This window comes from Rothia sp. 11254D007BW (assembly GCF_053548195.1).
The window spans coordinates 1,989,037-2,015,692 of record NZ_JBPWPK010000001.1; the positions used below are offsets into that span (position 1 = coordinate 1,989,037).

Consider the following 26,656-nt stretch of genomic DNA (forward strand, 5'->3'; position numbering starts at 1 on the left):
CTTAGGAAAGGGGAGGGTTAGGCGTGCAGCCAGCCCTCAATCACGCCCATGCCGAAGAAGACCAGGAAGGCGGCTGAGACGATGTACATAATCGGGTGTACTTCCTTGCCGCGGCCCTGTACCAGGCGGATGAAGGTGAAGGCGACGAAGCCGGCACCGATGCCGTCCGCGATGGAGTAGGTGAAGGGCATCATGATGATAGTGAGGAAGGCGGGAATGCCCAGGCCCCAGTCAGTCCAGTCGATGTGAACAGCCTGGCGAACCATCAGGAAGCCAACGACCACCAGGGCGGGGGCTACAGCCTCGAAGGGCACGATGGATACCAGCGGGGAGATGAATACAGCCAGCAGGAAGAGGGCACCGGTGACGATGTTAGCGAAGCCGGTGCGGGCACCTTCACCGATGCCGGTGGCGGATTCCACGAAAATCTGGTGGGCTGAGGACGATGAGCCACCACCGAGCACGGAACCGGCGGCGTCAATCAGCAGAACGCGGTCGATGTTCTCGATCTTGCCGTCCTCATCGATGGTGCCAGCTTCAGAGGCCAGACCCACGGAGGTGCCCATGACGTCGAAGAAGACAGCTAGCAGGATAGCGAACATGAGCATGGTTGCGCCCAGGGCGCCCAGGGATGAACCGGAGAAGGCACCGACCATATCAACGGAGCCCAGCAGGGAGAGGTCGGGGTGACCGATCCACTGGGTGGGGATGCCGGGGATCATGAGGGACCAGCCGGTGGCTGAGTCCATGGATGAGCCGGAGGGCCAGACCTTTTCCAGCACGATTGCCAGGATGGTTGAGGCAACTACACCGATGAGAATCGCACCGCGCACGTTGCGGATGAAAAGGGCGATGATGAGGAAGAGACCGAAGAGGAAGACGAAGATGGGCCAACCCTGCAGGTGGCCGCCGGCGCCGAAGGAGACGGGTACGGTGGTGCCTGCGGCATCGGGCATACGGCGGACGATACCCGCGTTGACCAGGCCAATCAGGGAGATGAAGAGGCCGATGCCCACGACAATGGCGGTCTTGAGCGATTCGGGGACGGCGTCGAAGACGGCGCGGCGGAAGCCGGTGAGCACCAGAATAGCCATGACGATACCGGCCCAGACGACCAGGCCCATAATCTGGGGCCAGGTCAGGTTGGGGGTGGTTGCGATGGTGGAGGCTAGCAGGGCGTTGACGCCCAGGCCCGCCGCCATGGCGAAGGGCTGCTTGGCCCAGAGGCCCATGATGATGGTCAGGACGCCCGCCACGAGCGCGGTTGCTGCAGCGACGCGCTCGACGCCGAGGGTGTTGCCTGCGCCGTCGGGGCCGAGGCCCAGGATGAGGGGGTTGAGCACCACGATGTAGGCCATGGCGAAGAAGGTTGCTAGACCGCCGCGGACTTCGGTGGAGAGGGTGGAGCCGCGTTCGGTGATTTTGAAGTAGCGGTCGATGGCGCTGGTGGGCGCTGAGGGTGCGGGTTTGTGAGCCGCGGTGTTCTCAGAAGACATTCGTGAAAATCCGTAGATACTCGTGTGGGTTTGTGTGGCCCAGAAATGAAAGTGCGCCGTCTTTGGTGCGGACGGCGCTGATGTACCTGTCTAGTGTACGCCCGTGTGCCGGTTTCTGGCGAGAGCGGCGGGTGTGACGCTGTGCAAGGGGAGGGCTTGGAAGTGGCTGCCCCTGAGGTAGTATTTTAGGTAAACCTAACTTATAAGAAAGGCTAACCGTGGATTCTGCCTCCTACCCCTCCATCGACACCCTGGCCGTCCGCTCGCGCGCCGTCGTCCTGACCGACCGCCCCGCCCGCTATGCCAAGCAGCTCGCTAGCCACTTCGGGCATAAGATTCTGGCTGAAGAGATTGAGGGTGGCCACCGCCTGACCTTCAACCGTGACGGCAATTTCGATGGCTACGGCGATGTGCTGGTGCAGGAGGTTGACGGTGTTGAACACCTTGTCCTGCTGACCTACGCGGAGACCCCCGAGAAGCGTGAGCGCCTTGAGGGTGTGCTGGGCCGCCATCTGGAGCGTTTTGGTGAGAAGGACGGTCTTGCCGTCACTTTCGTAGCCCTCTAGGCTCTTGCGGTGTGCCGGTGTATGTTTGAAACTGAAATTTTTTCCCGCTGCACCGTTGGAGCGTTATGAGCCAGAGAGACCCTCGCGACCTTGAGGTTGCCCGCGATTTTCTTGCAGAGTTGGCCACCCGCCTGAATCTTGACCCTGCCCTGATGGAGCAGGCCATGCCCCACCTTCTGGGTATGACCAAGCATGTGGCGCACGGGGTGGTGCGCCCGGCAGCGCCCCTGGCAGCTTTTTTGGTGGGGTATGCCGCTGCCGGCGGCGAGGGGGAGGACGGCATCCCCGCACCCGAGCGCGTCCTGGCGGCTTTGGAACAGGTGGAGGCCTTGATCGAGGAGTACCGGGAGAACCATGGGCAGGCTTAACCGTTCTGCCCCGGCCACCCGCTATGTGCTGAAAGATGACGGCACCTTTTCGGTAGACCGCCGGGCTGATGCCCTCACTGCCGAAGAGCCCCTCGAAATCAGGCTAGATGGCCAGACCGTCACCACCACCATGCGCACTCCGGGGCACGATATTGAGCTGGCCCACGGGTTCCTGCACGCCGAAGGGCTGATTAGGAGCGCCGCTGAGATTAGCACCGCCCGCTACTGCGCGGGGGCTACCGGGCCGGACGGCGCCAACACCTACAACGTGCTTGACCTGAGCCGCGCAGTCCCTGAAGCTACGCACCCCAGCCCGCCGGGCGGCGTCCTACCCCTCTTTGAGAAGGCTGCACCCCTGCGCCTGACCGTGACCAACTCGGCCTGCGGGGTGTGCGGGTCGGCCTCGATTGACTCCATTATGGGCAAGGCCAGTCGCCCCATACCGCCCACCGCGCTCACCCCCGAGCAGGTGCTGGAACTGCCCTCCCGCCTGCGCGACCACCAGGTAATTTTCAAGAAAACCGGCGGTATCCACGCGGCCGCCGTCTTTGAACCGTCCGGCGACCTGCTGGTAGCCCGCGAAGACATCGGCCGCCACAACGCTGTGGACAAGGTGGTGGGCCACCTGCTCATGAACGACGGGCTGGAGCCCCCAGCCCCCGGCCTACCGGGGCGGACGCTGGTGGTCAGCTCGCGGGCGTCCTTTGAGCTGGTGCAAAAAGCGGTGCTGGCCGGTTTCTCGGCGCTCGTGGCGGTTTCTGCCCCGTCCTCTCTAGCTGTGGATCTTGCCAAGGAATCGGGCCTCACCCTGGTAGCTTTTGCTCGAGAACGACGTTTTAACCTGTACTCGGGTCAGCTGGCTCAGTAATCTGTCACACATCACGCTAAACTGGGGTGTATGAGCACGGTAAGCAAGCACGAAGACGTCCCTGTTGTCAGCCGCGTGAGCGAAGAAGCCACGGCCTTTGATAACCCCAAGATTGGCCACCGCACCAAGGTCGCAGCGGGCCCCGGTGGTGTGCTGCACGCTATGGCCCACGCAATCCCAGCCCGCGGTCTGCTCCCCCTGATTAATATGAACCAGCACGGCGGCGTCGACTGCCCCGGCTGCGCCTGGCCCGAACCCCACCAGAAAGACATGAACGTGGTGGAGTTCTGCGAAAACGGCGCCAAGGCGATTGCCGAGGAGACCACCCCCGAACGCGCGGGTGTCGACTTCTGGGCGCAGTACTCGGTCACCGAGTTGCGCGACAAGACCGACTTCTGGCTGGGTAAGCAGGGCCGCATCACTCAGCCCCTGCTCTACGACCGCTCCAGCGGCGACGACCACTACCGCCCCGTCACCTGGGCGCGTGCCTTTGAACTGATTGCCGAGCAGCTCAAGAAAACCGACCCCACAAAGGCCGTTTTCTACACCTCGGGCCGCGCCTCCAACGAGGCAGCCTACGCCTTCCAGCTGCTGGCCCGCCGCCTGGGCTCTAACAACCTGCCTGACTGTGGCAACCTCTGCCACGAGTCCACCGGCGTCGCCCTCAAAGAGGTCGCCGGCCTGGGCAAGGGCTCAATCACCATGAGCGACCTCGAAACCACCGACCTGCTCATCTCGGTGGGGCAGAATCCCGGCACCAACCACCCGCGTTCGCTGACCAGCTTCAAGAAGATGAAGGAAAACGGCGGCAAGATGGTGGTGCTCAACCCCATGCCCGAAACCGGCCTGATGGCCTTCCGCGAACCCCAGTCGCCGGTGGGCATGATTGTGCCCGAGAAGCTGGCGGACGAGTACCTGCAGGTGCGGCTGGACGGTGACCGCGCCTTCTTCCAGCAGCTCAACAAAGAGCTGATTCGGCGCGATGCCATTGACCACGTTTTCATTGAGAAATTTACGGACGGCTTTGAGCAGCTGCGCGAGCACCTGTTGGGCTTGGATGACGCCGAGCTGGAACGAGGCTCTGGCATCTCGGCTGCCCAGGTGGCGCGGGTTGCCGACCTGGTAGAGGCCTCCGAAAACGCGATTGTTTCCTGGACCCTGGGCGTCACCCAGCACCGTGAATCGGTGGGTACCCTGCGGGAGATGATGAACTTCCTCTTCCTCACCGGCAACATGGGCAAGCCCGGGGCTGGTTCAGCCCCCTTCCGCGGCCACTCGAACGTGCAGGGCAACCGCACCGTGGGTATCTGGGAGAAGATGCCCGAGCCCTTCCTTGCGGCTCTTGAAGATTACTTCGGCTTCCCCGTCCCCCGCGAGCACGGCCTTGACACCGTGGATGCTCTGCGCCAGATGCGCGATGGGAAGAACCAGTTCTTCATGTCCCTGGGCGGTAACCTGGTGCGCGTTGCCTCAGATACCACCGCCTGCGAGAAGGCTATGAGCAGCCAGGAGATGACCGTCCACCTCTCGACCAAGCCCAACGGGTCGCACGCCTTCCCCGGCGAGAAGGCCCTGATTCTGCCCGTCCTGGCTCGTACCGACCGCGATGTGCAGGCGTCCGGCCCGCAGAAGATTACCGTGGAGAACTCCTTCGGTATCGTCTCTGCTTCTATCGGCAAGCGCACTGCTAACGATGACCTCGACCTCAAGTCAGAGGTAGAGATTATCTGCTCGGTGGGTCGTGAAACCTTTGGTGATGATTTCTGGCAGCCCATGATTGACGACTACGGCGTGATTCGTGAGGCTATTGAGGGCACTATCCCCGGGTTTGAGCGCTACAACGAGCGGATTGAGAAGCCCGGTGGTTTCTACCTGCCGAACGGTCCGCGTGAGCGCGTCTTTAACACCGAAACCGGCAAGGCCCGGCTGACGGTCAATGAGACCAATGTGCTGGAGGTCCCCGAGGGGCACCTGCTGCTGTCGACGGTGCGTTCGCATGACCAGTTCAATTCCACGATTTACGGGCTGGACGACCGCTACCGCGGCGTGCGCGGTGGTCGCCGCGTGGTCTTTATGCACCGGGACGACATCGCCGCCCTGGGGCTTGAGGACGGCTCCCTGGTGGATATTGTGTCGGTCTGGGAGGACGGCGAACGTCGGGCTCCTAATTTCCGCGTGGTGGAGTACGACCACGCTCGCGGCTGCTGCACCGTCTACCTGCCCGAGGGGAACGTGCTGGTTCCGCTGGATTCGGCGGCGAAGCGCTCGAACACTCCGGTGTATAAGTCGGTGCTGGTGCGCCTGGAATCGCTGGGGCGCAAGGCCTAGTTTCTGCTTTTATGGTGAGGACGCCCTCGCCCGCCTTCTGTGTAGGAAGGGTGGGCGGGGGGCGTTTTTGGTTCTTTACCCCGCGATTTTGGCGGAGAGTAGGCGGTTGAGGCTTACTCCCTGTTCTTGTGCTTCGAAGGCCACACGGCGGTGAAGTTCGGGTGGGATGCGAAGGGTTAGCCTGCCGGTGTATTCCCTGTCGGCAAGGGCTTCTGGTATTTGTTCTCCGTTGCTTAGCATGTCTGCTGCTACCTGGGCTACGAGGTCTTTGATGCCGCGTAGAGCTGCGATTTCGTCGGTGTCTAACCAGGAGAGGGACGGCATTTCGAGGACGCTAGCCACATACTCTTGATCTTCGGGCGACCAGGTAACGCGGTAGGTGTAGTGCTCAATCATGGTGGCCTCTGTGGAGTTTATCGATGGCTTGCAGAACCTGCTTGAGCTCTTCTCTGCCCATAGATTGATGGTAGCAATAATGACACCATAGGGGAAAGGACGGAAAGTGAGCGTTGATACTTGCGCCTGCAGGCGGCAGAGTCCGCCTTATGCCCAATGTATGAGAAACCTTCACCGGCATGTGGTGACTTCATGCTGGTGAAGGTTTCCCTTATATTGGGGAACTCTTATTCTGTTGTGCCTAGGGGGAGTTAGACGAATCTTTCTGCAGAACTGTTATCTGCTCGAATACAGTATCGCTACGTGGATTGGTGATGGTAAGAGAAATTTGTGTGTCGCCTTCAAACGCTGATGAGAACTTTAGGGCGTAATTTGAATCTTGCCCCAGCTCTGAAAGGTTCAACTGATTTTCGCAGATACGATTGAGCTCCTGGATTGTTCCAAGGTACTTGCCTTCTGATGTGGTAGTAGTGGCCTTAGATTGATGATGTTTAGTAGCGCATAGCCCTACGAGGTGCGATGATTGATTGAGCCAAAACTTAGCATTGCTGGAGATGGGGTCGCCGTCCAGTCGCAAGACTTGATTTTGGTACGATAGAGTACTTGAAAAAGAAATGTCGTTATCTAATAAAAATGTACTCTTTTCTAAAAACTCTTCTTTTTCCCAATCAATTGCAACCTGCGCATCAGAAGTTGATGTGATTCCGGGAGTCTTTTGGGTTGTATGAACAAGATAATTTTTCATATTTCTCACCATGTGTGTCGACAAACGTTGTGACAGGTCTTAACTTTGCTTCCGCAAATCGCGGTCATGCACGCTAGGACCGCAGCCATATGAATCAGCATCCTGCATCGGGCTGCCTGCACGCCACAGTTAGCCCCAACGCAGAAGGCTACGCAACCAAAGTATTCTGTCGCACCCATTGGCAGTGTCTCATAATTAGCGGGACGAGTAATTTTTAGTGCAGACCCAGCGTTGCTTGCGGTTGTAACTCCAGTAACAGTACCTGAGAGATACTCTAGTGAAAAATCGTATGCATTATCTTTAATGAAACAGGAAATCACCGCTGCATCAGTCTTGGGTTGCTGACTGTGTTCCATGAAATAGAAGAATAGATATCCTCTATCGTGTCGAATCACTACGTATTCTGATTTCTGTTGGGAGTACCCATCCTTAGTGGCTTGGTGTGAAGCGGCTAGGAAGTATGGATGATTGGTTATAGTGGTGTGAAGTGTTGCCTGTTCACGTGCGGGTACGTGTGAACTATCTGCAACCGCAGGTGACCAAGACGCTCCAGTGAGAGCGATTCCAGCTGCTGCCGCAACACCGGCAATAGTGTTTCTTCTGCTTACTGCTGGACTCCTCATGGCAGAAGCAAGGTCGGAGAAAATCCGCATTGCCCTTTGTGGTCCAACAAGTTTGAGGAGCTTAATAGACATCGCCGGCCCAGTATATACACTTATAACTGAGTTGTCTATAACTTCAACAAGCGAGGGCTTTGATGAGCTGATTTCAGTCGAGAACCTATTTTTAAAAGAATCAATTGTGATCGCCTTTATAGCTCCGCCGCTCTCATGCTCTATAGATTGTGAAATGTTGGAGCATGGTGAGCATATTCCTTTGTAAGTAACGTAAAACATGATGTTCTCCAATAGAAGGCTGATGAATATACGTGTTTTCCTTACTTGTATGTTATTTTCCTGTTATGGCGAAGGCAATAGGTCTGAGAATGTTGAGTACTTAAGTACTTTGTGTAGTGTACGAAAGTACTGTGATATGTACTGGGTTTAGTTCCGCTCCCGTAAATTTAGAAACAAACAAAAAGAGCAAAGGAGGCTTATTCAAAAGTCCCACCCGCAGCCAAAAACACCAACCCCCGCACCACCGCAAACACCCGCCCATACAACCCCAACGGCCGCCTAAACCCCGTATGAAGAATCCGCCAAGTCTTGATGTGAGCGATAACCCGCTCCACCACCGACCGCAGCCGATTCAGCACCCGATTATTCCGCCTCTGCTCCCGACTCAGCCGCTGACCCGGCTTGCGCCTGGCCGGGGTAGCCAACCCCAACCCGATATAGCCCTTATCAGCCACAGTGCTCTCATCAAGATATCTTTCCAAGCCATGATGTTTGAAGGCGTAAGCATCATGCCTGGCCCCGGGCACCGGGTCTGTGATAGCCAGCAACTTTCCATCCAAGGTGCAAATGACTTGGTGGTTGAATCCGGCTCGTTTGTGCTTTCCAGAGAAATTTGTTTTACCAAGTGAACGCCAATTCCACGTGGGTATCAGAGTCCCGTCAACTACTAAGGACCCGGGTGCTTTGAGGCTTTCTTTCAAAGGCTGAGTCAGCGGAGTGAGAATCTTCTCCAGGGCCTTTTCGATGGTGTTGATAGCTCGTGAGACTGTCGATTGAGAGACAGCAAAAAGTTCTGCGAGGAGTTCTTCGGTGAGGTTGTGGCGGTGGTAGAGCAGGGTGATTTTGAGGGCTTGGGTGAGGGTTAGCGCTGGTGGTCTTCCGCCTGGTTTTGACCAGGTGAGGTGATGGGTGAGGGCTGTGTGTAGTGTGGCGAATTGCGTGGCTGTGAGGCCGGTTGTACGCTGGTGTAGCAACGGTCTTGTCCGGTATGGCTTGAGGTTATTTGTAGAGATTTAACGCTCATATTTTTGCCGCGGGTGGGGCCGTTGTCTAGTTGGTGGGTGTGGGGTGCGTGTCTACTTTTGAATAAGCCTCAAGGAACCTTCACCCATGCCCACCAAATACCCCGCCGAACTCAAAACACGAGCCCTACGCCTACTGACCGACCACCTGGAAAACAACCCCAACACAGGCATCTACACTGCATGCCGAAACATTGGAGAACGCCTCGGCATCGGCCCCGAAACCCTACGAAAATGGCACAAACAAGCCGCCATCGACCAAGGAGAAACCCCCGGGCCCACCAGCGATATGGCAGCAGAAAACCGAAGACTTCGCAAAGAAATTGCTGAACTACGCAGAGCCAACGAAATCCTGAAAGCCGCTTCGGCTTTTTTCGCAGCCGAGCTCGACCGTCCGGCCCGATGATGATCCGTTTCATTGATACCCATAAGGATCTCTTCGGGGTCGAGCCGATTTGCCGGACTCTCGCTGAGCATCTAGACGGTGGATTCATCACCTCACGTGGCTACCGAGCAGCAAAAGCCCGCGTGCCAGCAGCTAGAACACTCAGTGACCAGTTGCTGATCCCCGAGCTTCTGAGAATCCACCAGGAAAACTACGGAGTCTACGGGGTGCGCAAGATGTGGCAAGCCATGAGACGAGCAGGCTGGGCTATCGGCCGGGATCAGACCTACCGGCTCATGCGTGCTGCTGGTATCCAGGGGGTACACCGGGGTCGTAAACCGGTGACTACCAGGGCTACCAAGGCTCCTGATAACCGCCCTGACCTCGTCAACCGCCAGTTCACCGCTGATGCCCCACATCGCCTGTGGGTAGCAGATTTCACCTATGTTCGTACCACCAGCGGCTTCTGCTATACCGCTTTCATCACTGATGTCTTCAGCCGGAAGATTGTCGGTTGGGGTGTTTCCTCAACCATGCATACACTCGGGATGCCTTTGACGGCTTTGAAGCAGGCTCTTTTCGATGCTCGTAAGTGTGGGTCTGTTTTGACTGAGATTGTGCATCATTCTGACCGTGGGCCCAGTACGTGGCTGAGGATTACACGCGTGAGCTTCGGGGCCTGGGTGTGCAACTGTCAGTTGGGTCAAGGGGCGATTCGTACGATAATGCTTTGGCTGAGTCGGTTAACGGTGCGTATAAGGCAGAGCTTGTGCGTGGCCGGTTCTTTGAGTCTGTTGCTCAGTTGGAGGTTGAGACGGCGGGTTGGGTGTGTTGGTGGAATGAGCAGCGGTTGCATTCGTCCCTTGGTTATCGGACTCCGCAGGAGGTGGTGGATGGTGTTGTGAGTCTCGTATGATGGTAGGAACTAAAGCCAGTACATATCAGTCTAGTTGGTAGGGGTTCATGCTTTAACCCCCTTATGAATAAGCCTCTGTTCTTGGTGAGGTGGCTTTACTTTTAGAAGAGTTTTTCTTAGTCGCCCAGCACCGGGAAGTTGTGGTGGCCTGCGTGCACGAGTAGCTGGGTGCGGGTGGTCACGCCCATCTTCTGGTAGATGCGGGTGAGTGTGTTTTTGACGTTAGACAGTGAGTAGTTCAGCTCGTCAGAGATCTCCTGGTTGGTGTACCCCCGGCAGACTAGTTTGGTGATGTTCTGTTCGAGGTCGGTGAGTTCGCTCCAGGGGTCGCCCTGTGGCGGGTGGGTGAGGTTCATGGAGATTACTAGGGACGCCAGAGCCCGCCGGTCGATGATGGCTCGCCCCTCAATGGCTGCGGTGATAGCTTGCTTAATCTCTTTGACCCGGGAGTTTTTCATCAGGTAGCCGTGCACGCCGAGGGCCAGGGCCTGGCTGACGTATTCGTAGCTGTCAAAGGTGGTGATGGCGATGATTTTGATGTCTGGGTGGGCTGCCAGAATCTGGCGGGTGGCTTCGAGGCCGTCCATCACGGGCATGTTGAGGTCCATGAGAAAGACCTCTGGGTGTAGTCGGTTGGCTATGTCGATGGCTTCTTGCCCGTTGCGGCCTGTGGCTACGAGGTTGAGGTCCTCGTCGTTTTTTATGTAGAGGCCGAGGAGTTCGTTGAAGGCGGGGTCGTCTTCGATGAGGGCGAGGGTGTGGGTGCTCATGGTGGGTGCCTTCCTTTAGACGACGAGGGGTAGGTGGATGGTGAGGTTCCAGGTTCCGTCTGTTATCCCATAGTTTATGGTGCCGCCGAGCCTGGTGATGCGTTCGGTGATTCCGACTAGGCCGAATCCGGTGCCGCGGGTGTTTTTCTTGTCCTTTGGGGTGGGTTTGGCGGGGTTTGAGGTGGTGATGGTGACGCCGGTGAGGTTGGGTTTGGCGGTGACGGTGATGGTGCTGCCGGGTTGTGCGTATTTGGTGGCGTTGTGGGTGATTTCGTGGATGAGTTTGTGGAAGGTGGGGCGCACACCGTCGGGTATGTCTTTGAGTTTGATGGTGATGGTGTCGTTGAGGGTGAAGCCGTGGCGGGTGAGGTGGGCGCGGGCTTCTTCGAGGTCGTGGCGTAGGTCTACGGTGGGTGCGGACGTTTGTGGCAGGCTGGTGGGGTCGTGGTCGCCGCGGGCGGTGCGGATGAGTAGGCGCATGTCGACCAGGGCCTTGTGGGTGTTTTCTTCAATGGTGTGTAGGGCGGCGTCTTTGTCGTCTGTGGTGGGGGAGATGAGGCCGCGCTCGGTGGTGAGGCCGATGACGCTGATGTGCCGGGCTACGGTGTCGTGGAGTTCGCGTGCCAGGGCGCGGTTGGATTCAGCGACTTGTTCCCTGAAGTCTTCGTATTCCTGGGCTAGGGTTCTTTTCTGTTCCCAGGAGGTGCGTAGGGCCAACGGAATTCCAATAAAGAGGAAGAGACTGATGCTGAGTGAGAATACGTTGAAGGGTTGTTGCAGGGTGTAGGCTGTGACGATCTCTCCAACGATGTGTGCAGTAGCTAGTAGAAAGATACCTTTGGTGGGAACAGTGAGAATAGAGAGGAAGGTACTAGCAAGGATAAAAAAGGCTAGTAGGCCGGTTCCTTGGTCGTAGTAGGCGGCTGCGAGCAGTATGAGTGCGGTGAGGGCATAGACGGAATACTGAAAGGCTGCGTAATAGATTACTGCCCAGGTGACGATGAGCAGACAGAAAGCAATGTGTAGGGGTAAATTGCTTGCTGGTTGAGATATGGCTTGGATGAGGTCTACGGTGGCTGTCGCGAGAGAGCTAATCAGCGCTATGAGCCGGATGCGGTGGGGAGGGTATGGCGCTGGAAGGTGTCGTAGGTTGGGCGATAGCTGGATCACGGGTGTACTTACTTGCAGAAGCGCGGCTTGTTATTGAGGAGCTGGCAGATAAACATAGGTTGTGCTGAATGAGCTGTGGTGTATTCAGTCTGTGCTGATTGTTCGCTGGCTAGAGCAGGCGAACTGAGTAAGACGTTATTGAGCGCCAGAAGGGCTATTGCCGTTGCTGTGACGGCAATTGAGCGAAGAGATTTCATGTGGAACTCCTAGTCACCTGGGTTCTTCTACGCCTAGAAATACAGGGTTCTTGGGCGGATTTCAAGAGCTGTGGGCGAATTGAGTACTTAAGTACCGACTCTTCGGTACTTAAGTACTGATTTTCTTGCAAGGTCTGGCGGCTGGTGGCGCTGAGCAGTAATCTTTCACATAAGATAGATATTTCTATCTAGGAATTTTAATTTCATTAAAGTTTTGGCTTGGTTTGCGTAGCCAGATGTGAGAATCTAGCCCATTTATAAGTATTTTAATTGAATAACCTTTGATAAATTCTCAATGATGTGAATCAAGTCTTTAAAAATATATTCTATAGGAGTAGTTATGTATGACATGAAGTTTTCTTCTTTCTCTTCTTGGAAAATGACTTTAGCATATGATTCTTCGTGTAGCATGTGTGTTGAAACGGCTAGGTCTATTCGAGATGTATCTGAGGGTAAACTTGATGTAGTTCCTCTAAATAGTGATTATGTGTCGGCTGCATTTGCATATCTGGGCAAAGAGGTCAGGTATGATAAACCCCTGATTGTTTTAGAAAAAGAGGGGGTTTATAAAATCTATGATGGCTATAGATTTGGCCTGATTTTTGCGAAGTGCTTGGGTCCCCGGAGGGCCTGGAGGGTTTTGCAAACATTTGGTGATCGAAAAAATTATGCAAACTCTGGATGGGGCGTATCGCGTAAGTCTTTCCTTAAAGGGGTGGCTGGAGCTTTTGGTGCCGCTGCAGTTCTTTCGGGGGTGCGGCCCGCCTCGGCGGCTAATAAAAACCAGAGTCCTCTACGAGTGGAATGGTTTGAGAGAGCGCGTATTCAGGATTCCACAGAGATGAGTGATGTGGACTCGCTAAGGGTTGTGACATTTTTGCTACGGGTGATATGTCAAAGAAACTTGGTCTAAATGAAAATATTTTGAGGCAACCAGATTGCACTATTAGGGGTGTTTTGCACAATACGGTTGACGGAAATGTTATTAAAGCAGTTTCTGTTCAAATTCCGCAGCGGGTCTATTTCCTTTATGAAGGAATTGGGTTTGCAAATGATACACTTCATTCATCACGGGTGCTTGAGATTGACGGTTTAAGTAGAGAATCTGATATGTCAGTTAATCTTGTTGCTACCTCTGAAGGGGGCTCTGTTACAAAATTTGAACCCCAAAATTCAGTAGCTTCATCGAGATGTAACTCTGCAGAATGTAGAAAGCGAGGCCGCTGCTATGGGTGTGCTTGTACATCTTGGAATCTGAAATGTTTAGTAAACTGTTGCGGACCATGCGCATTTGCGTGTGGAAATCCTTGGTCATGCCTTGCTTGTGTAGGTATCTGGTGTGTCGTGTGTTCTAACTGGTCAAACCCCTGTTGTAGGGCATCGGGGTGCCAATACATAGACCGATCCACCTGTTAAATCGACTGAGATTGGGTGAGCACTATGACGAATTGTAAATGGAAGATATTCTGCTCAATAGGGATAATGTTCGTTGCACCTGCTATGATTTGGTCAAATCCTGCAGCCCCTATGATTTACTATGTTTTACTGGTCCTGCTTGGGACTGCTGCTGTTGTTTGTATGTGGAGTGCAAGCCCAGAAAGTCTTCTAATTTTACGAGTAATAGTTGCTCTATGTTGTTCTGTTGCTATAGGGGTCATGATGCTAGGTACTCGTTTGACAGTAATACAAATAACTCCCTTTATATTGAGTATTGCTTTGATATTTCCAAATTCTGGATGGATGCGTAAAAGGAGTGAGGAGGATTGATGATGATATCAGAGCCCCTCAGCTCTCTTCTGAGTTTCATCACGTACGGTGGTGTGGCCGCCACTCTTCGTGTTGTATCCGTGACCCTGTATAGACACCGCAAAGCTCAATGAGAGAATCGATAGTCAGAAACTAACAGACCGGCACCTCATTCGCCCTGATATGAGGTGCCGGTCCCGTGCTTCTCACTGTTTAACTGTTCAATAAGATCCGTTGGACTAAACAGCGCAACCTGCCACAAATTTTCACCAACCCCTTCCCCCTCCCCCGGGTGACCCATGTTATAAAAAAGTATGAAAAAGCAACTTCTTCTCCCAGTACTTCTCATCCCGGCTCTTGCAGCCTGCTCCAGCGGCGCGTCCACCACCGCCGAGGCACCCAATGAGAGCCCGAGCGTCCGCACCACCACTGTGCCGCCACCTGCTACTACAGCAACCGCCAGCCCCGAAGAGCTGGCAACCCAGGGTCCCACTATTTCTAACGAAGATATTCAGCGGGGCATCGACACCGGCAATATCTACGTGCTTTACTCCGGCGTCATGTGCTTCGGTGGCACACTAGCTGACCCCACCGAGTTTGCTGAGCAAGAACTAGCCAGTGACTACATGAGCGAGGAAGAATACCAGCAGCACTACAGCCAGATCCCGGCAGAAGTCCTTGCCCAGAGCGAGAACAACAAAACCGGTATCTTCACCGCTCCCCAAGAATGCCTAGACGCTGGCTGGTCCCAGGCCGGAGCCATCTAAAAACAGCTGCACCCCCGCTCGCATCTGTTACCTCTGTTACGACCAGCCCCAACCCGCGCGGTAATCCCAAGACTTACTCTGTAACCGGGGCGACGGCGTCCGCCCCAAACTCGGTAGACTAGAGCAGAACAAAAGTCCCAACCCGCCGTGCCCACCTACGCCCGGCGCCGAAAGGAAAACCCGTGTCAACCGAAGCCCCCCGCGCCCTGCGCGTCGCCGTCATCGGTGCAGGCCCCGCAGGTATCTACGCCGCAGACATCCTCACCAAAAGCGAAGAAGTCCGCACCGGAGCCGTGCCCGTAGCCATCGACATCTTCGACCGCTACCCAGCCCCCTTCGGCCTGATCCGCTACGGCGTAGCCCCCGACCACCCCCGCATCAAGGGCATCATCAACGCCCTGCACAAGGTGCTCGACCGCGGCGACATCCGCTTCTTCGGCAACGTCAACTACGGCACCGACGTCACCCTGGCCGACCTGCGCAAGCACTACGACGCCATCATCTTCGCAACCGGCGCCATCAAGGACGCCGACCTCGACATCCCCGGTGTTGAGCTCACCGGCTCCTACGGTGCGTCCGACTTCGTCTCCTGGTACGACGGCCACCCCGACGTGCCCCGCACCTGGCCGCTGGAAGCCAAAGAAATCGCCGTGCTCGGCAACGGCAACGTAGCCCTCGACGTCGCCCGCGTGCTCTCCAAGCACGCCGACGACCTGCTCGTCACCGAAATCCCCGACAACGTCTACGAAGGTCTCAAGGCCTCACCTGTCACCGACGTGCACGTCTTCGGTCGCCGCGGCCCCGCCCAGATCAAGTTCACCCCCCTCGAACTGCGCGAACTAGCCCACTCGCGCGACGTAGACATCGTGCTCTACGAAGAAGACTTCCAGTTCGACGACGCCTCCCGCGAAGCCATGGAAACCAACGCCCAGACCAAGGTCATGATGAAGACCCTTAACGGCTGGCTCGAAGAGCAGAAGGAAAACCCCGGCACCGCCTCCCGCCGCCTGCACTTGCACTTCCTGCAGTCACCCGCCGAAATCCTCGGTGAGCACGGCAAGGTCACCGGTATCAAGATGGAACGCACCGAGCTCAACGGCAACGGCGGCGTTACCGGCACCGGCGAATTCATCGACTACCCCGTGCAGGCTGTCTACCGTGCTATCGGCTACTTTGGCTCTGAACTGCCCGAGGTTGGCTACGACAGCGAACGCGGCGTCATCACCAACGTTGAGGGCCGCGTCATCGACGATAGCGACGTACCCGTCCCCGGCCTCTACGCCACCGGCTGGATCAAGCGCGGCCCCGTCGGCCTGATTGGTTCCACCAAGTCAGACGCCCTCGAAACCGTCACCCACCTGCTGGAAGACCGCGACAACCTCTACACCGCCGAGGCCGCCGACCCCGCAGCGATTGAGGCCTTCCTCGACGAGGCGGGCGTCCGCTACACCACCTGGGAAGGCTGGCACCGCCTGGACGACCACGAAAAGGCCCTGGGCGCAGAAGCCAAGGACGCCGCCGGCGAGCCCCGCGCCCGCATCAAGGTGGTTGACCGCGACGAGATGACCGCAATTTCACGCGGCGAGTAGCGTCAGGTTCTTTCAGAAAAGACCATCTAAATCAGAAAAACCCACCAACTAGGTGGGTTTTTCTGATTTAGGTGGTACCTACGGGGGCTACCGCATGAGCACCCAGTCCAGGTAGGGGTTGAGGAAGAGGCCCGACGGGTCTAGCTCTTCGCGCAGCTCCACGAAGTCGTTGAAATGGGGGTAGAGCTGGGCGAGGGCGTCCGCGTCCTGGGTGTGGAACTGGCCCCAGTGGGGGCGTCCGCCGTGCTCCTTGAAAACCCCTTCTAGCACCCCGAAGAGCTCGGCGTGGGGCTGACGCCAGTAGGCGCGGGCCGAAACGTAAAAGGTTTCTCGCCCGTAAGCCTGGGAGAGCCAGATATCATCGGCGGCAGCGGTGCGCACGACCAGGGGGTAAGCCATCTGGCTGCGGTAGGACGCCAGGTGGGCGCGCACATCGCGCATGACGTCGGCAAACTGCGACATATCGAAGGCGTACTCCATATTGTTCTGCCGCACGGTGCGGTGGATGGTGAAGACGCGGGCCGAATAATCGGCGTAACGACGGTTGCCCTTGCCCCAGTTCGACACCTTATTCAGCACCGGCTGCGCTGCGGGCACCTTGGACCCGGCGTAGCTAAGAGCCGAGAACACCCCGTTGTTGAGCAGGTGGTCGCCGCCGTAGCGCCGGGCCTGGCTCAGGGCAGCGCTGGCGGGCATGTAGCCCTCGGTCAGTAGAGCCAGGCGGGTGAGCCTGCGGGTGCGCACCTCACCTGAGCCAGGGAACCAACTGAACTCGTAATGGTCCGCCCCGCGGGAGCGGTCTTCAAAAGAATGCACAATGGTTTGGTAAGAATGGCCCCGCTCTGCCGCGTGCAGGCGGAACTGGGGCACCACCTTAAAGGTCAGCTCCACGATGATGCCCAGCGCCCCCAACCCGCACAGGGCTGCCGAAAAAATTTCCGGGTTCTGCTGGGAGGAGCAGACCAGCAGGTCACCGGTCGCGTCCACCAGCTTGAGCTCAGCCACCTGGGTAGCGAAGACACCGTAGGTCAGGCCGGTGCCGTGAAAACCGGTTGAAATAGCCCCGGCCAGGGTCTGCTCATCGAGTCGCCCCAGGTTGGTAAAGGCCAGGTTGTAGTGGCCCAGCAGGCGGTTGGCCTCGCGCACGGTGGTGCCCGCCAGGAAGGTGGCGGTGAGGTTATCGGGGTCCACCCGCACCAGGCCGGTGAGGTGCTCCAGGGTCAGCATGGTGCCGACCGGCTGCCCAATGGCGGACGCGCTGCGCCCCCGCCCCACTACCTTGACCCGGGTATCTGCCGTGGCGGCGTCCTGAATCTGCCGTTGCAGCTCGGGCACTGACCGGGGCGCAAGGACGCCGGTGGGCTGCACGGTGTGTTGGCGCGCCCAGGTGCTCCACGAGGGGCTTGTCTGCGGGGTGTCGGCCATGATCTACCTCGATTCTTGCTCGTTCATGCATATTTTCGCACGAAGAGGTGGGTGCTGGCTGTGAGTCTGGGCGGTCGGTCACAGCCCGGTAACAGTTGGCTCACAATTCGATCAACCTGCCTGTTTTTGCTTGCCCGGGCCAGGGTGGCTGTGATGGGGTGGAAGTACTGGAGAAAGGAAGGTATAACCACCATGAACAAGTCTTCACTCCGTATTTTTGCCCGTTGCGGTTCGGCTGCGCTCGCCCTCGGGGCGCTGACGCTCACGGGGCTTGCTCCCGCCCAGGCCAGCGAGGCCGGTACCGCGGAGCAGCCGCCGCTGGTCACCAGCTCAAGCGCCGGCACCCTGCCCTGGGCCCCCGAAGATTACGCCTGGCTGGGTGCTCCCACCGATGAGGGTTTTATTGCTCCCGGTACTCCTGGTGCCCCCGGTTTTATGGGTCAGAACTTTAACCGCGGGGCTGTGTTCTATAACGAGGTAACGGGTGCCCATGCTGTGCACGGTGCTATATATGACCTATGGCGTTTTGGCGCGGTGACGGTGGGTGACGGCTCTGCCCTGTACAACCTGATTCCTGTGACCGACGAGCAGCCGGTGGGCAGCGGCGTGCGCCAGAGCTTCGCCCAGCCGGGTCTGGCTAGTGGTAACGTCTTCTGGTCTGAGGCTACTGGCGCCCATTTTGTTGAGTCCGGAACCCCTGCAGGGGACTACTTCAATGCCCACGGCGCTGTAGATGCCTTTGGCTTCCCGGTGTCTGAGGTGCAGCAGGTAGGGGATGCCTCGGTGCTGTACACCGAACAGGGCGTGCTGACGGTGACCGCCTCCGGCGCTGTGTTTAGCCCCCTGGGTTAGGTGTTTCTCAGCGAGCGTGCGCCGTATCGCTGAGCGTGTGCATGGCTACTGCACGCTCGGCGATATAACGCACGCTCGTTGGTGCAAGGACGCCGCCACCCACCTCCCTGCCCAGCGGCAGGGGAGTGGGGTGCGGCGTCCTTACCTTATCTAGTTCAAAAATGAATAAGTGCGGTAATGAGGCGAAATAAGTCACGCCGCTCACGAGGGGAGGACTAAACTAGAAGTAGGCCCCGGCAGCAGCGCCGGCAACCCGGCTGGCAGAGCGGGGTCATCATGAATCTAAGGAGATGACCATGACCGAACACGCTCTCACCTTCGGTGAAAAAGCAGTAGCTGCCCGCAACGATATCGCAGAAGTAGCCAACGCATCCGGTGAAATCATCGTCGGTATTGACGGCTCCGAGCAGAGCTACGGTGCCCTGCGCTGGGCCGTGCACGAGGCTGAAATCCGCAAGGTGCCCGTCCGTATGGTCACCGCCTACTCCCTGCCCGTCTTCACAGGCACCGGTTTCGATGCCGGCTACTCCATGGTCGATGAACAGGCCCTCACCGATGGCGTAGCCCAGATCCTTGACGAGGCCCACTCCCGCGTTGGCGAAACCAGCGTTGAACTTCGCGCAACCGTCGAAACCGGCGATGCCACCGCTGTGCTCCTAGAACTCTCCAAGAAGGCTGAGCTGATGGTGGTTGGTTCCCGCTCCCACGGCGGCTTCCTGGGTCGTCTGCTGGGCACCGTTTCCACCTCCCTACCCGCCCACTCACACTGCCCCACCGTTGCAGTTCCCCACTCCTACGCTGAGAAAATTGAAGCCGACCCCGGCATCTTGGGCAGCGGCAAGTCGGTGGTTGTCGGTTCGGACGGCTCCGATGAAGCCCGCCTTGCCATGATGCAGGCGGCGGACGAAGCGAGCCGCCGCGGCGTCAAACTCACCCTGGTCAACGCGCTCGCCCCCTACACCGGTGCCCTGAACTGGGTGCCCGCCGCTGTTGACTTCGAGGCCCTCTACCGCGAAATCGCCGACCTACAGCGTAAGGCTGCCGAATGGATTCGCGGCTACTTTCCCCAGCTGGAAATCGAGTTCAAGCTCATCGACGGCTCCCCCGTGCAGGTTCTGCTAGAAGCGGGTAAGGCTGCTGACATGATTGTGGTTGGTACCCGCGGCCGCGGTGGTATTGCCGGCATGATTCTGGGCTCCACCTCGCAGGGCATCCTGCACAATACCCAGGTGCCCGTGATGATTGTTCCCCAGATCGAAGACCCCCGCATCGATCAGGCCCCCGATGCTGGCGTTACCTGGGGCTAGCCAAAACGTAAAAGCACTCTAGTCAGCTTCTCTCGCAAGGAGTAGGCTGGTTGTAAGACAAGGCAGGATGGCTCCCGCCGAAGCTCCTTTTCAGGCTGAAAAGGGCTCCGACGGCGCTATCCTGCCGTCTTTTTTAAAAAAGTTCAAAAAATTTTTGGTACGGACGCTTGATGCGGCAATATCGGTTCTGGCTAGGTTGTTTATGTGTATTGCCGGTTACTTTTGCGTGAATTTTGTGGTGCAGGGCACCCAGCTTTTGACCCAAAATGTCCCGAATGGGCAGTTTTCGATTTGCGCGCCTGTTTGAACTCGCGTAATGTATTACTTGTTCGAGCGACGGGCTGAGGAAACAAAGCCGGTCACGATACAGCGAACTAGCCCCTATCGTCTAGCGGCCTAGGACGCCGCCCTTTCACGGCGGTAACACGGGTTCAAATCCCGTTGGGGGTACTGTGAAACCTTTGGTTTCACGGCCATGTAAGAACTTCGGTTCTTGCGTATGGCCCCGTAGCGCAGTTGGTTAGCGCGCCGGCCTGTCACGCCGGAGGTCGCGGGTTCAAGTCCCGTCGGGGTCGCTCCGACCGCGTAAGTTCTCACTTGTGGGAAGACGCGGTTGTGGCATATCTAAGGGTATGCCTGGCTCTGTAGCTCAGTTGGTAGAGCGTGCGACTGAAAATCGTAAGGTCACCGGATCGACGCCGGTCGGAGCCACGAAATCCACTCTCTAGGCTTCTACATGAGAGTGGGTTTTTTGTTTTAAAACAAAAACAGCCCCAGCCTGTGGGTTCACAGGCCGGGGCTGTTTTTAGTTAATCTCAACAATCACCGGGGCATGGTCTGAGGCGCCCTTGCCCTTGCGCTCTTCACGGTCAATCTCAGCGCCCACAACCCGCTGGGCCAGCGCGGGGGAGTAGAGCTGAAAATCAATGCGCATCCCCTCGTTCTTGGGGAAGCGTAGCTTGGTGTAGTCCCAGTAGGTGTAGGGCGCGGTGGTATGCTCACGAGCCACATCAACCAGCCCCAGAGGCTCTTCAAGAAAAGCCCTAAAGGCCGCCCGCTCAGGCTCGGTCACGTGAGTCATCTGGTTTTCCCTAAAGAAGTCGATATCCCATACATCCTCATCGAGCGGGGCAATATTAAAGTCCCCCACCAGGGCGAACTGTGCCGCGGGGTCCTGCGCTAGCCAGCTGGCGGCGTCCTTGCGGAGCTCCTCAAGCCAGGCCAGCTTATAGGGCATGTGCGGGTCATCGATACCGCGGCCGTTGGGCACGTAGAGACTCCAGACCCGAACCCCGCCGCAGGTGGCCCCGATTGCGCGGGCCTCAACGACGGCGTCCTCACCCGGCTTGCCAAAAGCCGGCTGGTTGGTGAAGGTGCGCTGAATGTCCTCAAGCCCCACGCGGGAGGCCAGCGCCACCCCGTTCCACTGTGACAGCCCAAAATGGGCCACCTCATAGCCCGAGTACTCAAAAATCTCGTAGGGGAAGGTCTCGTCGGTGGCCTTGGTTTCTTGGATGGCTAGGACGTCTACGTCGCTGCGCTCTAGCCAGTCTTCCACGCGGTCGGCGCGGGCACGGATAGAGTTCACGTTCCAGGTAGCAATTTTCATGTCACTAGCCTAGCAACCCACCTACCCCCCTTAAAGTGCAGATGCCTGTCACTTTAAGCAGGGTATCTGCATTTATGGCAGGGTACTTGCTGTTTAAGAACTGCCTGGAATAGGGTGGAATTCGTGGGCGTTAGGTTGCTGAAGCAAAACCCGCCCCACCTCAAACGAAAGAGCAAGTATGGCAGCGGCCCCCGCTATTGAATTCCGGTCTGTCACCAAGAAATACGGTGACACGGTGGTGGTAGACAACCTTAACCTCAGTATTCCTCGGGGGAGCATCACGGTTTTTGTGGGCCCCTCGGGCTGCGGTAAAACGACCTCCCTGCGCATGATTAACCGCATGGTAGAACATACCGGCGGGGAGATTCTGGTGCGGGGAGAAGCCAACACCTCCCGCCCAGCCCACGAGCTGCGTCGCTCTATGGGCTATGTGCTGCAGCAGGCTGGGCTTATGCCCCACCAGAGCGTGCTCGATAACATCACCACCGTTCCCCGCCTCAAGGGGGTAGCCAAGAAACAGGCTCGTGCTGAAGCCCTGGAACTTCTCGACACGGTGGGCCTAGATCGCGCCTCTGCTAGCAAGTACCCGGCCCAGCTCTCGGGTGGTCAGGCCCAGCGCGTGGGTGTGGCCCGCGCCTTGGCAGGCCAATCAGACATACTCCTGATGGACGAACCCTTTAGCGCTATCGACCCTGTTGTGCGTGCGGATTTACAGCAGAGCCTTTTAGACCTGCAACAGAAACTTCACCGCACCATCGTCTTCGTCACCCACGATATCGACGAGGCTGTGCTCCTGGGTGACTACATCGCTGTTTTTGCACCTGGCGGCACCATCGCCCAGTTTGGCACCCCCGAAGAGATTTTGCGGGCTCCGGCCTGCGATTATGTTGCTTCTTTTGTGGGGCGCGACCGCGGCATGCGCCGCCTGACCTTTGCTGGGGCGGGGAACGTGGCCGTCCGCCCCCTGCAGGCCGCTGAGGCCGAGGGCTGGCAGCTGAGACTAGCGGACGGACGCCCCGACGGTTGGCTGACCGGCGGCAGGCACCTGCCCGGCGGCTCCCTTTTCGTGCGGGGAGGAACCCTGCGCGATGCCCTGGATTCGGTACTCTCTTCTCCCTCCGGCTGGGGCGTGGTCGTAGATGAGCAGGGCAAGGCTATAGGCCTGCTGGAAGCTGACAGTGTGCTTGAAGCAACCCGCCAGGAGCGCTACCTGCGCTACGGCCTAGAAGCTCCGTGGGCCCGTGCGGAGAGCGCTGACTCCGGGCAGAACTCTGCGGACGCGCCGTCCGACGGCGGGGCGTCCGCATGAGCTGGTTTCTAGCGAACCTGCCCTACATCGGGCAGCTCACCACGCTGCACCTGGCGCAGTCGGTCATCCCGGTAGTGGTGGGCTTTGCCCTCGCCCTGCCCCTGGCCCGGCTGGCCCTGGGGAGGCGGGCGGACGGACGCTCCACCGAGGCCTACACAACTGCCGGCCGGGTGCGTAAAGGGGCGGTCGTCAATGGCGCTGCCCTGCTCTACACCGTGCCCTCACTAGCGCTGTTTGTGCTCATGCCCCTGGTGCTGGGAACTTCTATTACTTCCCCGATTAACGTCTACGTAGCCTTGACCGTCTACGTGCTAGCCATGATGGTGCGCAGCGCTGTAGACGCCTTCGAATCGGTCTCACCCATCACCCTCGAAGCCGCCACAGCCGTAGGCTACACCCCGCTGCGCCGCTTCTGGCAGGTTGAGCTACCCCTGTCGCTACCCGTCATGATCGCCGGTTTACGCGTTGCCCTGGTCTCGAATATTTCTATGGTGTCGGTGGGCGCTGTTATTGGCATCCAGTCCCTCGGCACCCTCTTCACCGACGGCCTGCGCCGGGACCTACCGGCTGAAATCATCACCGGAATCCTGCTCACCCTCGTCCTTGCCCTCGTGCTCGACCGCCTGCTAGCCCTGGCCGGCGCCGCGCTCACCCGTTGGAGGAACCCATGATTTTTCAGGACGTCTGGGCCTGGTTCACCGCCCCCGGCGCCTGGGCGGGCACCGGCGGTATCTGGCAGCGTCTTGGCGAGCACCTGGCCTACTCCGGCCTGGTGCTGCTGGTCGCGGCAGCTATCGCCCTGCCGCTCGGTGCCTGGGTGGGGCACACCGGCAAGGGGCAGAACCTGGTCGTAGCTCTCACAGGAGCCCTGCGGGCCCTGCCCACCCTGGGCCTGCTCACCCTCTTCGCTCTCTGGCTGGGACTGGGGCTGACCGCCCCGGCGCTTGCCCTCGTCATACTGGCGATCGCCCCGCTCCTGGCGGGCACCTACGCCGGTATCGCGGCTGTGGACCCCGTTATTAAGGACGCCGCCCGCGCCCAGGGTATGACCGGCTGGCAGGTACTCACCCGGGTAGAAATTCCCGTGGCCCTGCCCCTCATCTTCGGTGGCATCCGTAACGCGGTGCTGCAAATCATCGCAACCGTCACCGTGGTCGCCTACATCAACCTGGGCGGGCTAGGGCGCTACCTCATCGACGGACTGGCAGTGCGCGACTACACCCGCATGGTCGCGGCCGTCCTACTCGTTGCAGCCCTCGCCCTAATCGTCGATGCTCTACTCGCCCTTGTGCAAAGAGCCCTCACCTACCCCGGACTAAGGTAAACACCCATGACATCACCCCGCCTCACCCGACGCTCCCTCTTCACCGGGGCAGGACTCGCCGCCGGGGCTCTAGGCCTTTCCGCCTGCGGTCTTGACGGCTCCACCGCCTTTGGCAGCGGGAGCACCACCGGCACCATTACCGTGGGCTCAGCCGACTTCACCGAATCACAAATTATCGCCGAAATCTACGCCGCAGCCCTGCGCGCCCGCGGCCTAGACGCCACCACCAGCCCCGCCATTGGCGCCCGCGAAGCCTACCTAGGGGCCCTCCGCGAGGGCACCGTCTCGGTGGTGCCCGACTACTCCGGCAACCTCCTGCTCTACTTCGACGCAGAGACTACAGCCGTCACCTCCCAAGACATCGTGCAGGCCCTCCCCGCCGCCCTGCCCGACGAGCTGGGCGTTCTGGCAGCCTCGCAGGCAGAAAACAAGGACTCCCTGGTCGTCACCGCTGCCACCGCCGAAGAACACGCTCTGACCAGCCTGGACGACCTCACCACCCTCAGCGGCCAGCTCAGCCTAGGAGCACCCCCGGAATTCGCGGAAAGAGCCTACGGCCTGCCCGGCCTAGAGCGCCTCTACAGCTTCACCCCGGCGTCCTTCGAACCCATCAACGACGGCGGCGGCCCGCTCACCGTCTCAGCCCTGGCCGACGGCACCGTCGACATCGTGGACCTCTTCTCCACCGACCCCGCCATCACCGCCAACAACTTCGTGGTGCTTGAGGACCCCAAAAACATGATCCTGGCCCAGCAGGTACTACCCGTCATCAACACCCGCCAGGTTTCGGTCGCAGCCGCCCGCGTCCTCGATGAGGTATCGGCCCTGCTCACCACCGAGACCCTAATCGAACTGAATACGCGCGTCTCCGGCGCCGAAAAAGCAGCCCCCGCCACCGCCGCAGAGGACTGGGTGAGCGAGAACTTCGCGTAAATCGTGACTCACCACCGTGCTGCAAAAGGGGCAGGGGCATAGGCTACCGCCAGCGACCCTCTCGCTCCTCGCCTGGCGGCTCGTCACGATTCACGCCCCGCCTTGCGGCGGATTCCGTTCGCTCTTGCGTGCTGCCGCACTCGCTCACTTCATCGAGCCAGCTGGCTCGTAGCCTATGCCCCTACCCCTCCCGAACGTGCGGCGGGCGTCCGCGCTCTTAGATCGCTGCGGGGAAGCTCTGCAGCTTACCGCCGATCATGGTCTCAAGCACGCGAATTACCTGGCAGGAGTAGCCGAACTCGTTGTCGTACCAGACGTAGAGAATGGCGTTATCGTCACCGGAGGTGATGGTGGCCAGGCCGTCCACTACACCGGCGGCGCGGGAGCCCACGAAGTCGGTTGACACGACCTCGTGTGAGTCGGTGTAGTCAATCTGGCGGCGCAGGTTGGAGCGCAGGGAGCGTTCGCGCAGCAGGTTGTTGAGTTCTTCCTTAGACCCGACGGGCTTGTTGAGCTGCAGGCTCAAGATAGCCATGGAGACGTCGGGGGTGGGGACGCGAATAGCGTTGCCGGTCAGCTTGCCCTCCAGCTGGGGCAGGGCCTTAGACACGGCCTTGGCCGCGCCAGTTTCGGTAATTACCATGTTCAGGGCAGCGGAGCGGCCGCGGCGATCGCCCTTGTGGAAGTTATCAATCAGGTTCTGGTCGTTAGTGAAGGAGTGCACGGTCTCAACGTGGCCGCGCTTGACGCCGAAGACCTCGTCCATAACGGCCAGTACGGGGGTGATGGCGTTGGTGGTGCAGGACGCTGCTGACAGTACTGTGTCGCTATCTTCGATGATGTCGTCGTTGACGCCGCAGACGATGTTCTTTACGCCCTTGCCGGGAGCGGTGAGCAGGACGCGCGCAGCCCCCTTGGCCTGCAGGTGGCGGGAGAGGCCGTCCTTGTCGCGCCAGCGGCCGGTGTTATCGACCACGATAGCGTTCTCAATGCCGTGGGCGGTGTAGTCGACCTCGGCCGGGTCAGAGGCGTAAATGAACTTGATGGGGGTGCCGTTGGCGATGATGGTGGAGTTCTCTTCATCCACGCGGATGGTGCCCTTGAAAGCACCGTGGACGGAGTCGCGGCGTAGCAGGGAGGCGCGCTTGTAGAGGTCGTTGTCGGTGTTCTTACGAACAACAACCGCGCGGAGCTTGGGGCCGGCGCCGGTGGAGCGCTCCAGCAGAATGCGGGCCAGCAGGCGGCCGATGCGGCCAAAACCGTAGAGTACGACGTCCTGTGAGGCAGCTTCAATCTGCCCCTTCTTACCGACCACGGGAGCCAGTTCTTCCTTCAGCCAGGCCTCAAGATCACCGGCACCAGAAGCCTCAAACTTGCGCTGCAGGCTGGCCAGACCCAGCGAGCAGGCACCCAGGTCGAGGGTGCTCACAATTTCAAGGATTTTCAGGGAATCAGCCGGGTTCAGCTCAACATCATCAATCTGGCGGGCAAAACGGTGAGCCTTCAAAATCTGGATAACAGACTTGTTGATCAGGCTGTGGCCGTGAATAGAGACAACCACGTTGTTCTCTCGATTCAGCTTGCCGATCAGGGGGATCATAGCTTCGGCTTCAGCCTCAGAGGCAAGCCACTGCTCGTGAGCGTTGTCGGCAGAAATAGTCATGGTGTGACC

25 protein-coding genes, 3 tRNA genes and 1 pseudogene are annotated in these 26,656 nt (G+C 58.6%); 18 read left to right on the forward strand and 11 right to left on the reverse strand.

All coding sequences use genetic code 11. The features are described from left to right. Positions 1–17: 17 nt before the first annotated feature. Positions 18–1,496: an NCS2 family permease gene (locus tag ACEE43_RS08910; RefSeq protein ID WP_449107289.1), complete on the reverse strand. Its 1,479-nt coding sequence runs from the start codon at positions 1,494–1,496 to the stop codon at positions 18–20. A gap of 218 nt (positions 1,497–1,714) precedes the next feature. On the opposite strand from ACEE43_RS08910, the gene ACEE43_RS08915 reads away from it, so the two are divergent. The 4 genes from ACEE43_RS08915 (at position 1,715) to ACEE43_RS08930 (ending at position 5,626) form a co-directional block, all read left to right on the forward strand. Further along, on the forward strand, positions 1,715–2,062 hold the full coding sequence (locus ACEE43_RS08915; protein ID WP_237210577.1) for a DUF2218 domain-containing protein: 348 nt from the start codon (positions 1,715–1,717) through the stop codon (positions 2,060–2,062). A 65-nt stretch (positions 2,063–2,127) separates the two neighbouring features. Further along, complete coding sequence (locus ACEE43_RS08920) at positions 2,128–2,430, forward strand: DUF6457 domain-containing protein (RefSeq protein ID WP_449107290.1); 303 nt, start codon at positions 2,128–2,130, stop codon at positions 2,428–2,430. Beyond that, the gene (fdhD, locus tag ACEE43_RS08925; protein WP_449107291.1) at positions 2,417–3,298 is read left to right on the forward strand and encodes a formate dehydrogenase accessory sulfurtransferase FdhD; all 882 of its coding nucleotides are present in this window, start codon (positions 2,417–2,419) and stop codon (positions 3,296–3,298) included. Before ACEE43_RS08920 ends, fdhD begins: the two co-directional genes overlap by 14 nt. Positions 3,299–3,328: 30 nt before the next feature. After that, positions 3,329–5,626 (forward strand): FdhF/YdeP family oxidoreductase, encoded by a 2,298-nt coding sequence (locus ACEE43_RS08930; RefSeq protein WP_449107292.1) that lies wholly within the window; start codon positions 3,329–3,331, stop codon positions 5,624–5,626. Positions 5,627–5,701: 75 nt separating this feature from the next. Here the strand turns inward: ACEE43_RS08930 and ACEE43_RS08935 are convergent, their stop codons facing one another. The 4 genes from ACEE43_RS08935 to ACEE43_RS08950 form a co-directional block, all read right to left on the reverse strand. Beyond that, complete coding sequence (locus tag ACEE43_RS08935) at positions 5,702–6,022, reverse strand: type II toxin-antitoxin system HicB family antitoxin (protein ID WP_449107293.1); 321 nt, start codon at positions 6,020–6,022, stop codon at positions 5,702–5,704. Between the two features lie 241 nt (positions 6,023–6,263). Beyond that, positions 6,264–6,767: a hypothetical protein gene (locus ACEE43_RS08940; protein WP_449107294.1), complete on the reverse strand. Its 504-nt coding sequence runs from the start codon at positions 6,765–6,767 to the stop codon at positions 6,264–6,266. A 5-nt stretch (positions 6,768–6,772) separates the two neighbouring features. After that, on the reverse strand, positions 6,773–7,663 hold the full coding sequence (locus ACEE43_RS08945; protein ID WP_449107295.1) for a hypothetical protein: 891 nt from the start codon (positions 7,661–7,663) through the stop codon (positions 6,773–6,775). 197 nt (positions 7,664–7,860) lie between these two features. Further along, on the reverse strand, positions 7,861–8,637 hold the full coding sequence (locus ACEE43_RS08950; protein ID WP_237187077.1) for a transposase: 777 nt from the start codon (positions 8,635–8,637) through the stop codon (positions 7,861–7,863). Positions 8,638–8,773: 136 nt separating this feature from the next. On the opposite strand from ACEE43_RS08950, the pseudogene ACEE43_RS08955 reads away from it, so the two are divergent. Further along, positions 8,774–9,986: pseudogene (locus ACEE43_RS08955) on the forward strand (IS3 family transposase). Positions 9,987–10,102: 116 nt separating this feature from the next. Here ACEE43_RS08955 and ACEE43_RS08960 read toward each other — a convergent pair. The 3 genes from ACEE43_RS08960 to ACEE43_RS08970 are packed head-to-tail and all read right to left on the reverse strand — an operon-like array spanning position 10,103 to position 12,123. Further along, a complete protein-coding gene (locus ACEE43_RS08960; protein ID WP_449107871.1) occupies positions 10,103–10,756 on the reverse strand; it encodes a response regulator transcription factor in 654 nt (217 codons plus the stop codon). Between the two features lie 15 nt (positions 10,757–10,771). Beyond that, a complete protein-coding gene (locus ACEE43_RS08965; RefSeq protein ID WP_449107872.1) occupies positions 10,772–11,926 on the reverse strand; it encodes a sensor histidine kinase in 1,155 nt (384 codons plus the stop codon). Positions 11,927–11,934: 8 nt separating this feature from the next. Further along, positions 11,935–12,123 carry a hypothetical protein gene (locus tag ACEE43_RS08970; RefSeq protein ID WP_449107873.1) on the reverse strand — a complete coding sequence of 63 codons (189 nt, stop codon included), beginning with the start codon at positions 12,121–12,123 and terminating at the stop codon, positions 11,935–11,937. A gap of 349 nt (positions 12,124–12,472) precedes the next feature. Here ACEE43_RS08970 and ACEE43_RS08975 point away from each other — a divergent pair, with 349 nt between their 5' ends. From ACEE43_RS08975 to ACEE43_RS08985, 3 genes are all read left to right on the forward strand, one after another. Continuing rightward, complete coding sequence (locus tag ACEE43_RS08975) at positions 12,473–13,036, forward strand: hypothetical protein (protein ID WP_449122310.1); 564 nt, start codon at positions 12,473–12,475, stop codon at positions 13,034–13,036. Positions 13,037–14,183: 1,147 nt separating this feature from the next. Further along, positions 14,184–14,636 carry a hypothetical protein gene (locus tag ACEE43_RS08980; RefSeq protein ID WP_449107875.1) on the forward strand — a complete coding sequence of 151 codons (453 nt, stop codon included), beginning with the start codon at positions 14,184–14,186 and terminating at the stop codon, positions 14,634–14,636. Between the two features lie 182 nt (positions 14,637–14,818). Then, positions 14,819–16,225, forward strand: coding sequence for an FAD-dependent oxidoreductase (locus ACEE43_RS08985; RefSeq protein WP_283490149.1), 1,407 nt, complete (start codon positions 14,819–14,821; stop codon positions 16,223–16,225). 87 nt (positions 16,226–16,312) lie between these two features. On the opposite strand, the gene ACEE43_RS08990 is transcribed toward ACEE43_RS08985, so the two are convergent. After that, positions 16,313–17,650: a D-arabinono-1,4-lactone oxidase gene (locus ACEE43_RS08990; protein WP_449107876.1), complete on the reverse strand. Its 1,338-nt coding sequence runs from the start codon at positions 17,648–17,650 to the stop codon at positions 16,313–16,315. Positions 17,651–17,842: 192 nt separating this feature from the next. On the opposite strand from ACEE43_RS08990, the gene ACEE43_RS08995 reads away from it, so the two are divergent. The 6 genes from ACEE43_RS08995 (at position 17,843) to ACEE43_RS09020 (ending at position 20,520) form a co-directional block, all read left to right on the forward strand. Further along, entirely contained in the window at positions 17,843–18,502 is a 660-nt protein-coding gene (locus ACEE43_RS08995; RefSeq protein WP_449107877.1) for an LGFP repeat-containing protein, read from the forward strand. A gap of 296 nt (positions 18,503–18,798) precedes the next feature. Continuing rightward, positions 18,799–19,809, forward strand: a complete 1,011-nt coding sequence (locus tag ACEE43_RS09000) for a universal stress protein (protein ID WP_449107878.1) — start codon at positions 18,799–18,801, stop codon at positions 19,807–19,809. Positions 19,810–19,876: 67 nt separating this feature from the next. Further along, positions 19,877–20,116, forward strand: coding sequence for a hypothetical protein (locus ACEE43_RS09005; protein WP_237236503.1), 240 nt, complete (start codon positions 19,877–19,879; stop codon positions 20,114–20,116). A 70-nt stretch (positions 20,117–20,186) separates the two neighbouring features. Next, positions 20,187–20,259, forward strand: a tRNA-Glu gene (locus tag ACEE43_RS09010). 51 nt (positions 20,260–20,310) lie between these two features. Beyond that, positions 20,311–20,384 (forward strand) — tRNA-Asp (locus tag ACEE43_RS09015). Between the two features lie 63 nt (positions 20,385–20,447). Further along, positions 20,448–20,520, forward strand: a tRNA-Phe gene (locus ACEE43_RS09020). 94 nt (positions 20,521–20,614) lie between these two features. Here ACEE43_RS09020 and ACEE43_RS09025 read toward each other — a convergent pair. After that, positions 20,615–21,418, reverse strand: coding sequence for an exodeoxyribonuclease III (locus ACEE43_RS09025; protein WP_449107879.1), 804 nt, complete (start codon positions 21,416–21,418; stop codon positions 20,615–20,617). A 178-nt stretch (positions 21,419–21,596) separates the two neighbouring features. On the opposite strand from ACEE43_RS09025, the gene ACEE43_RS09030 reads away from it, so the two are divergent. From ACEE43_RS09030 to ACEE43_RS09045, 4 genes are read left to right on the forward strand one after another with little or no spacing between them, the layout of a single operon-like run. After that, positions 21,597–22,727 carry an ABC transporter ATP-binding protein gene (locus tag ACEE43_RS09030; RefSeq protein ID WP_449107880.1) on the forward strand — a complete coding sequence of 377 codons (1,131 nt, stop codon included), beginning with the start codon at positions 21,597–21,599 and terminating at the stop codon, positions 22,725–22,727. Further along, complete coding sequence (locus ACEE43_RS09035; RefSeq protein WP_449107881.1) at positions 22,724–23,398, forward strand: ABC transporter permease; 675 nt, start codon at positions 22,724–22,726, stop codon at positions 23,396–23,398. The genes ACEE43_RS09030 and ACEE43_RS09035 overlap by 4 nt, the downstream gene beginning before the upstream one ends. After that, a complete protein-coding gene (locus ACEE43_RS09040) occupies positions 23,395–24,051 on the forward strand; it encodes an ABC transporter permease (RefSeq protein WP_237210598.1) in 657 nt (218 codons plus the stop codon). The genes ACEE43_RS09035 and ACEE43_RS09040 overlap by 4 nt, the downstream gene beginning before the upstream one ends. A 6-nt stretch (positions 24,052–24,057) precedes the next feature. Next, on the forward strand, positions 24,058–24,984 hold the full coding sequence (locus ACEE43_RS09045; RefSeq protein ID WP_449107882.1) for an ABC transporter substrate-binding protein: 927 nt from the start codon (positions 24,058–24,060) through the stop codon (positions 24,982–24,984). 217 nt (positions 24,985–25,201) lie between these two features. Here the strand turns inward: ACEE43_RS09045 and ACEE43_RS09050 are convergent, their stop codons facing one another. Beyond that, positions 25,202–26,647: a glyceraldehyde-3-phosphate dehydrogenase gene (locus ACEE43_RS09050; protein ID WP_237207381.1), complete on the reverse strand. Its 1,446-nt coding sequence runs from the start codon at positions 26,645–26,647 to the stop codon at positions 25,202–25,204. Between the last annotated feature and the right edge of the window lie 9 nt (positions 26,648–26,656).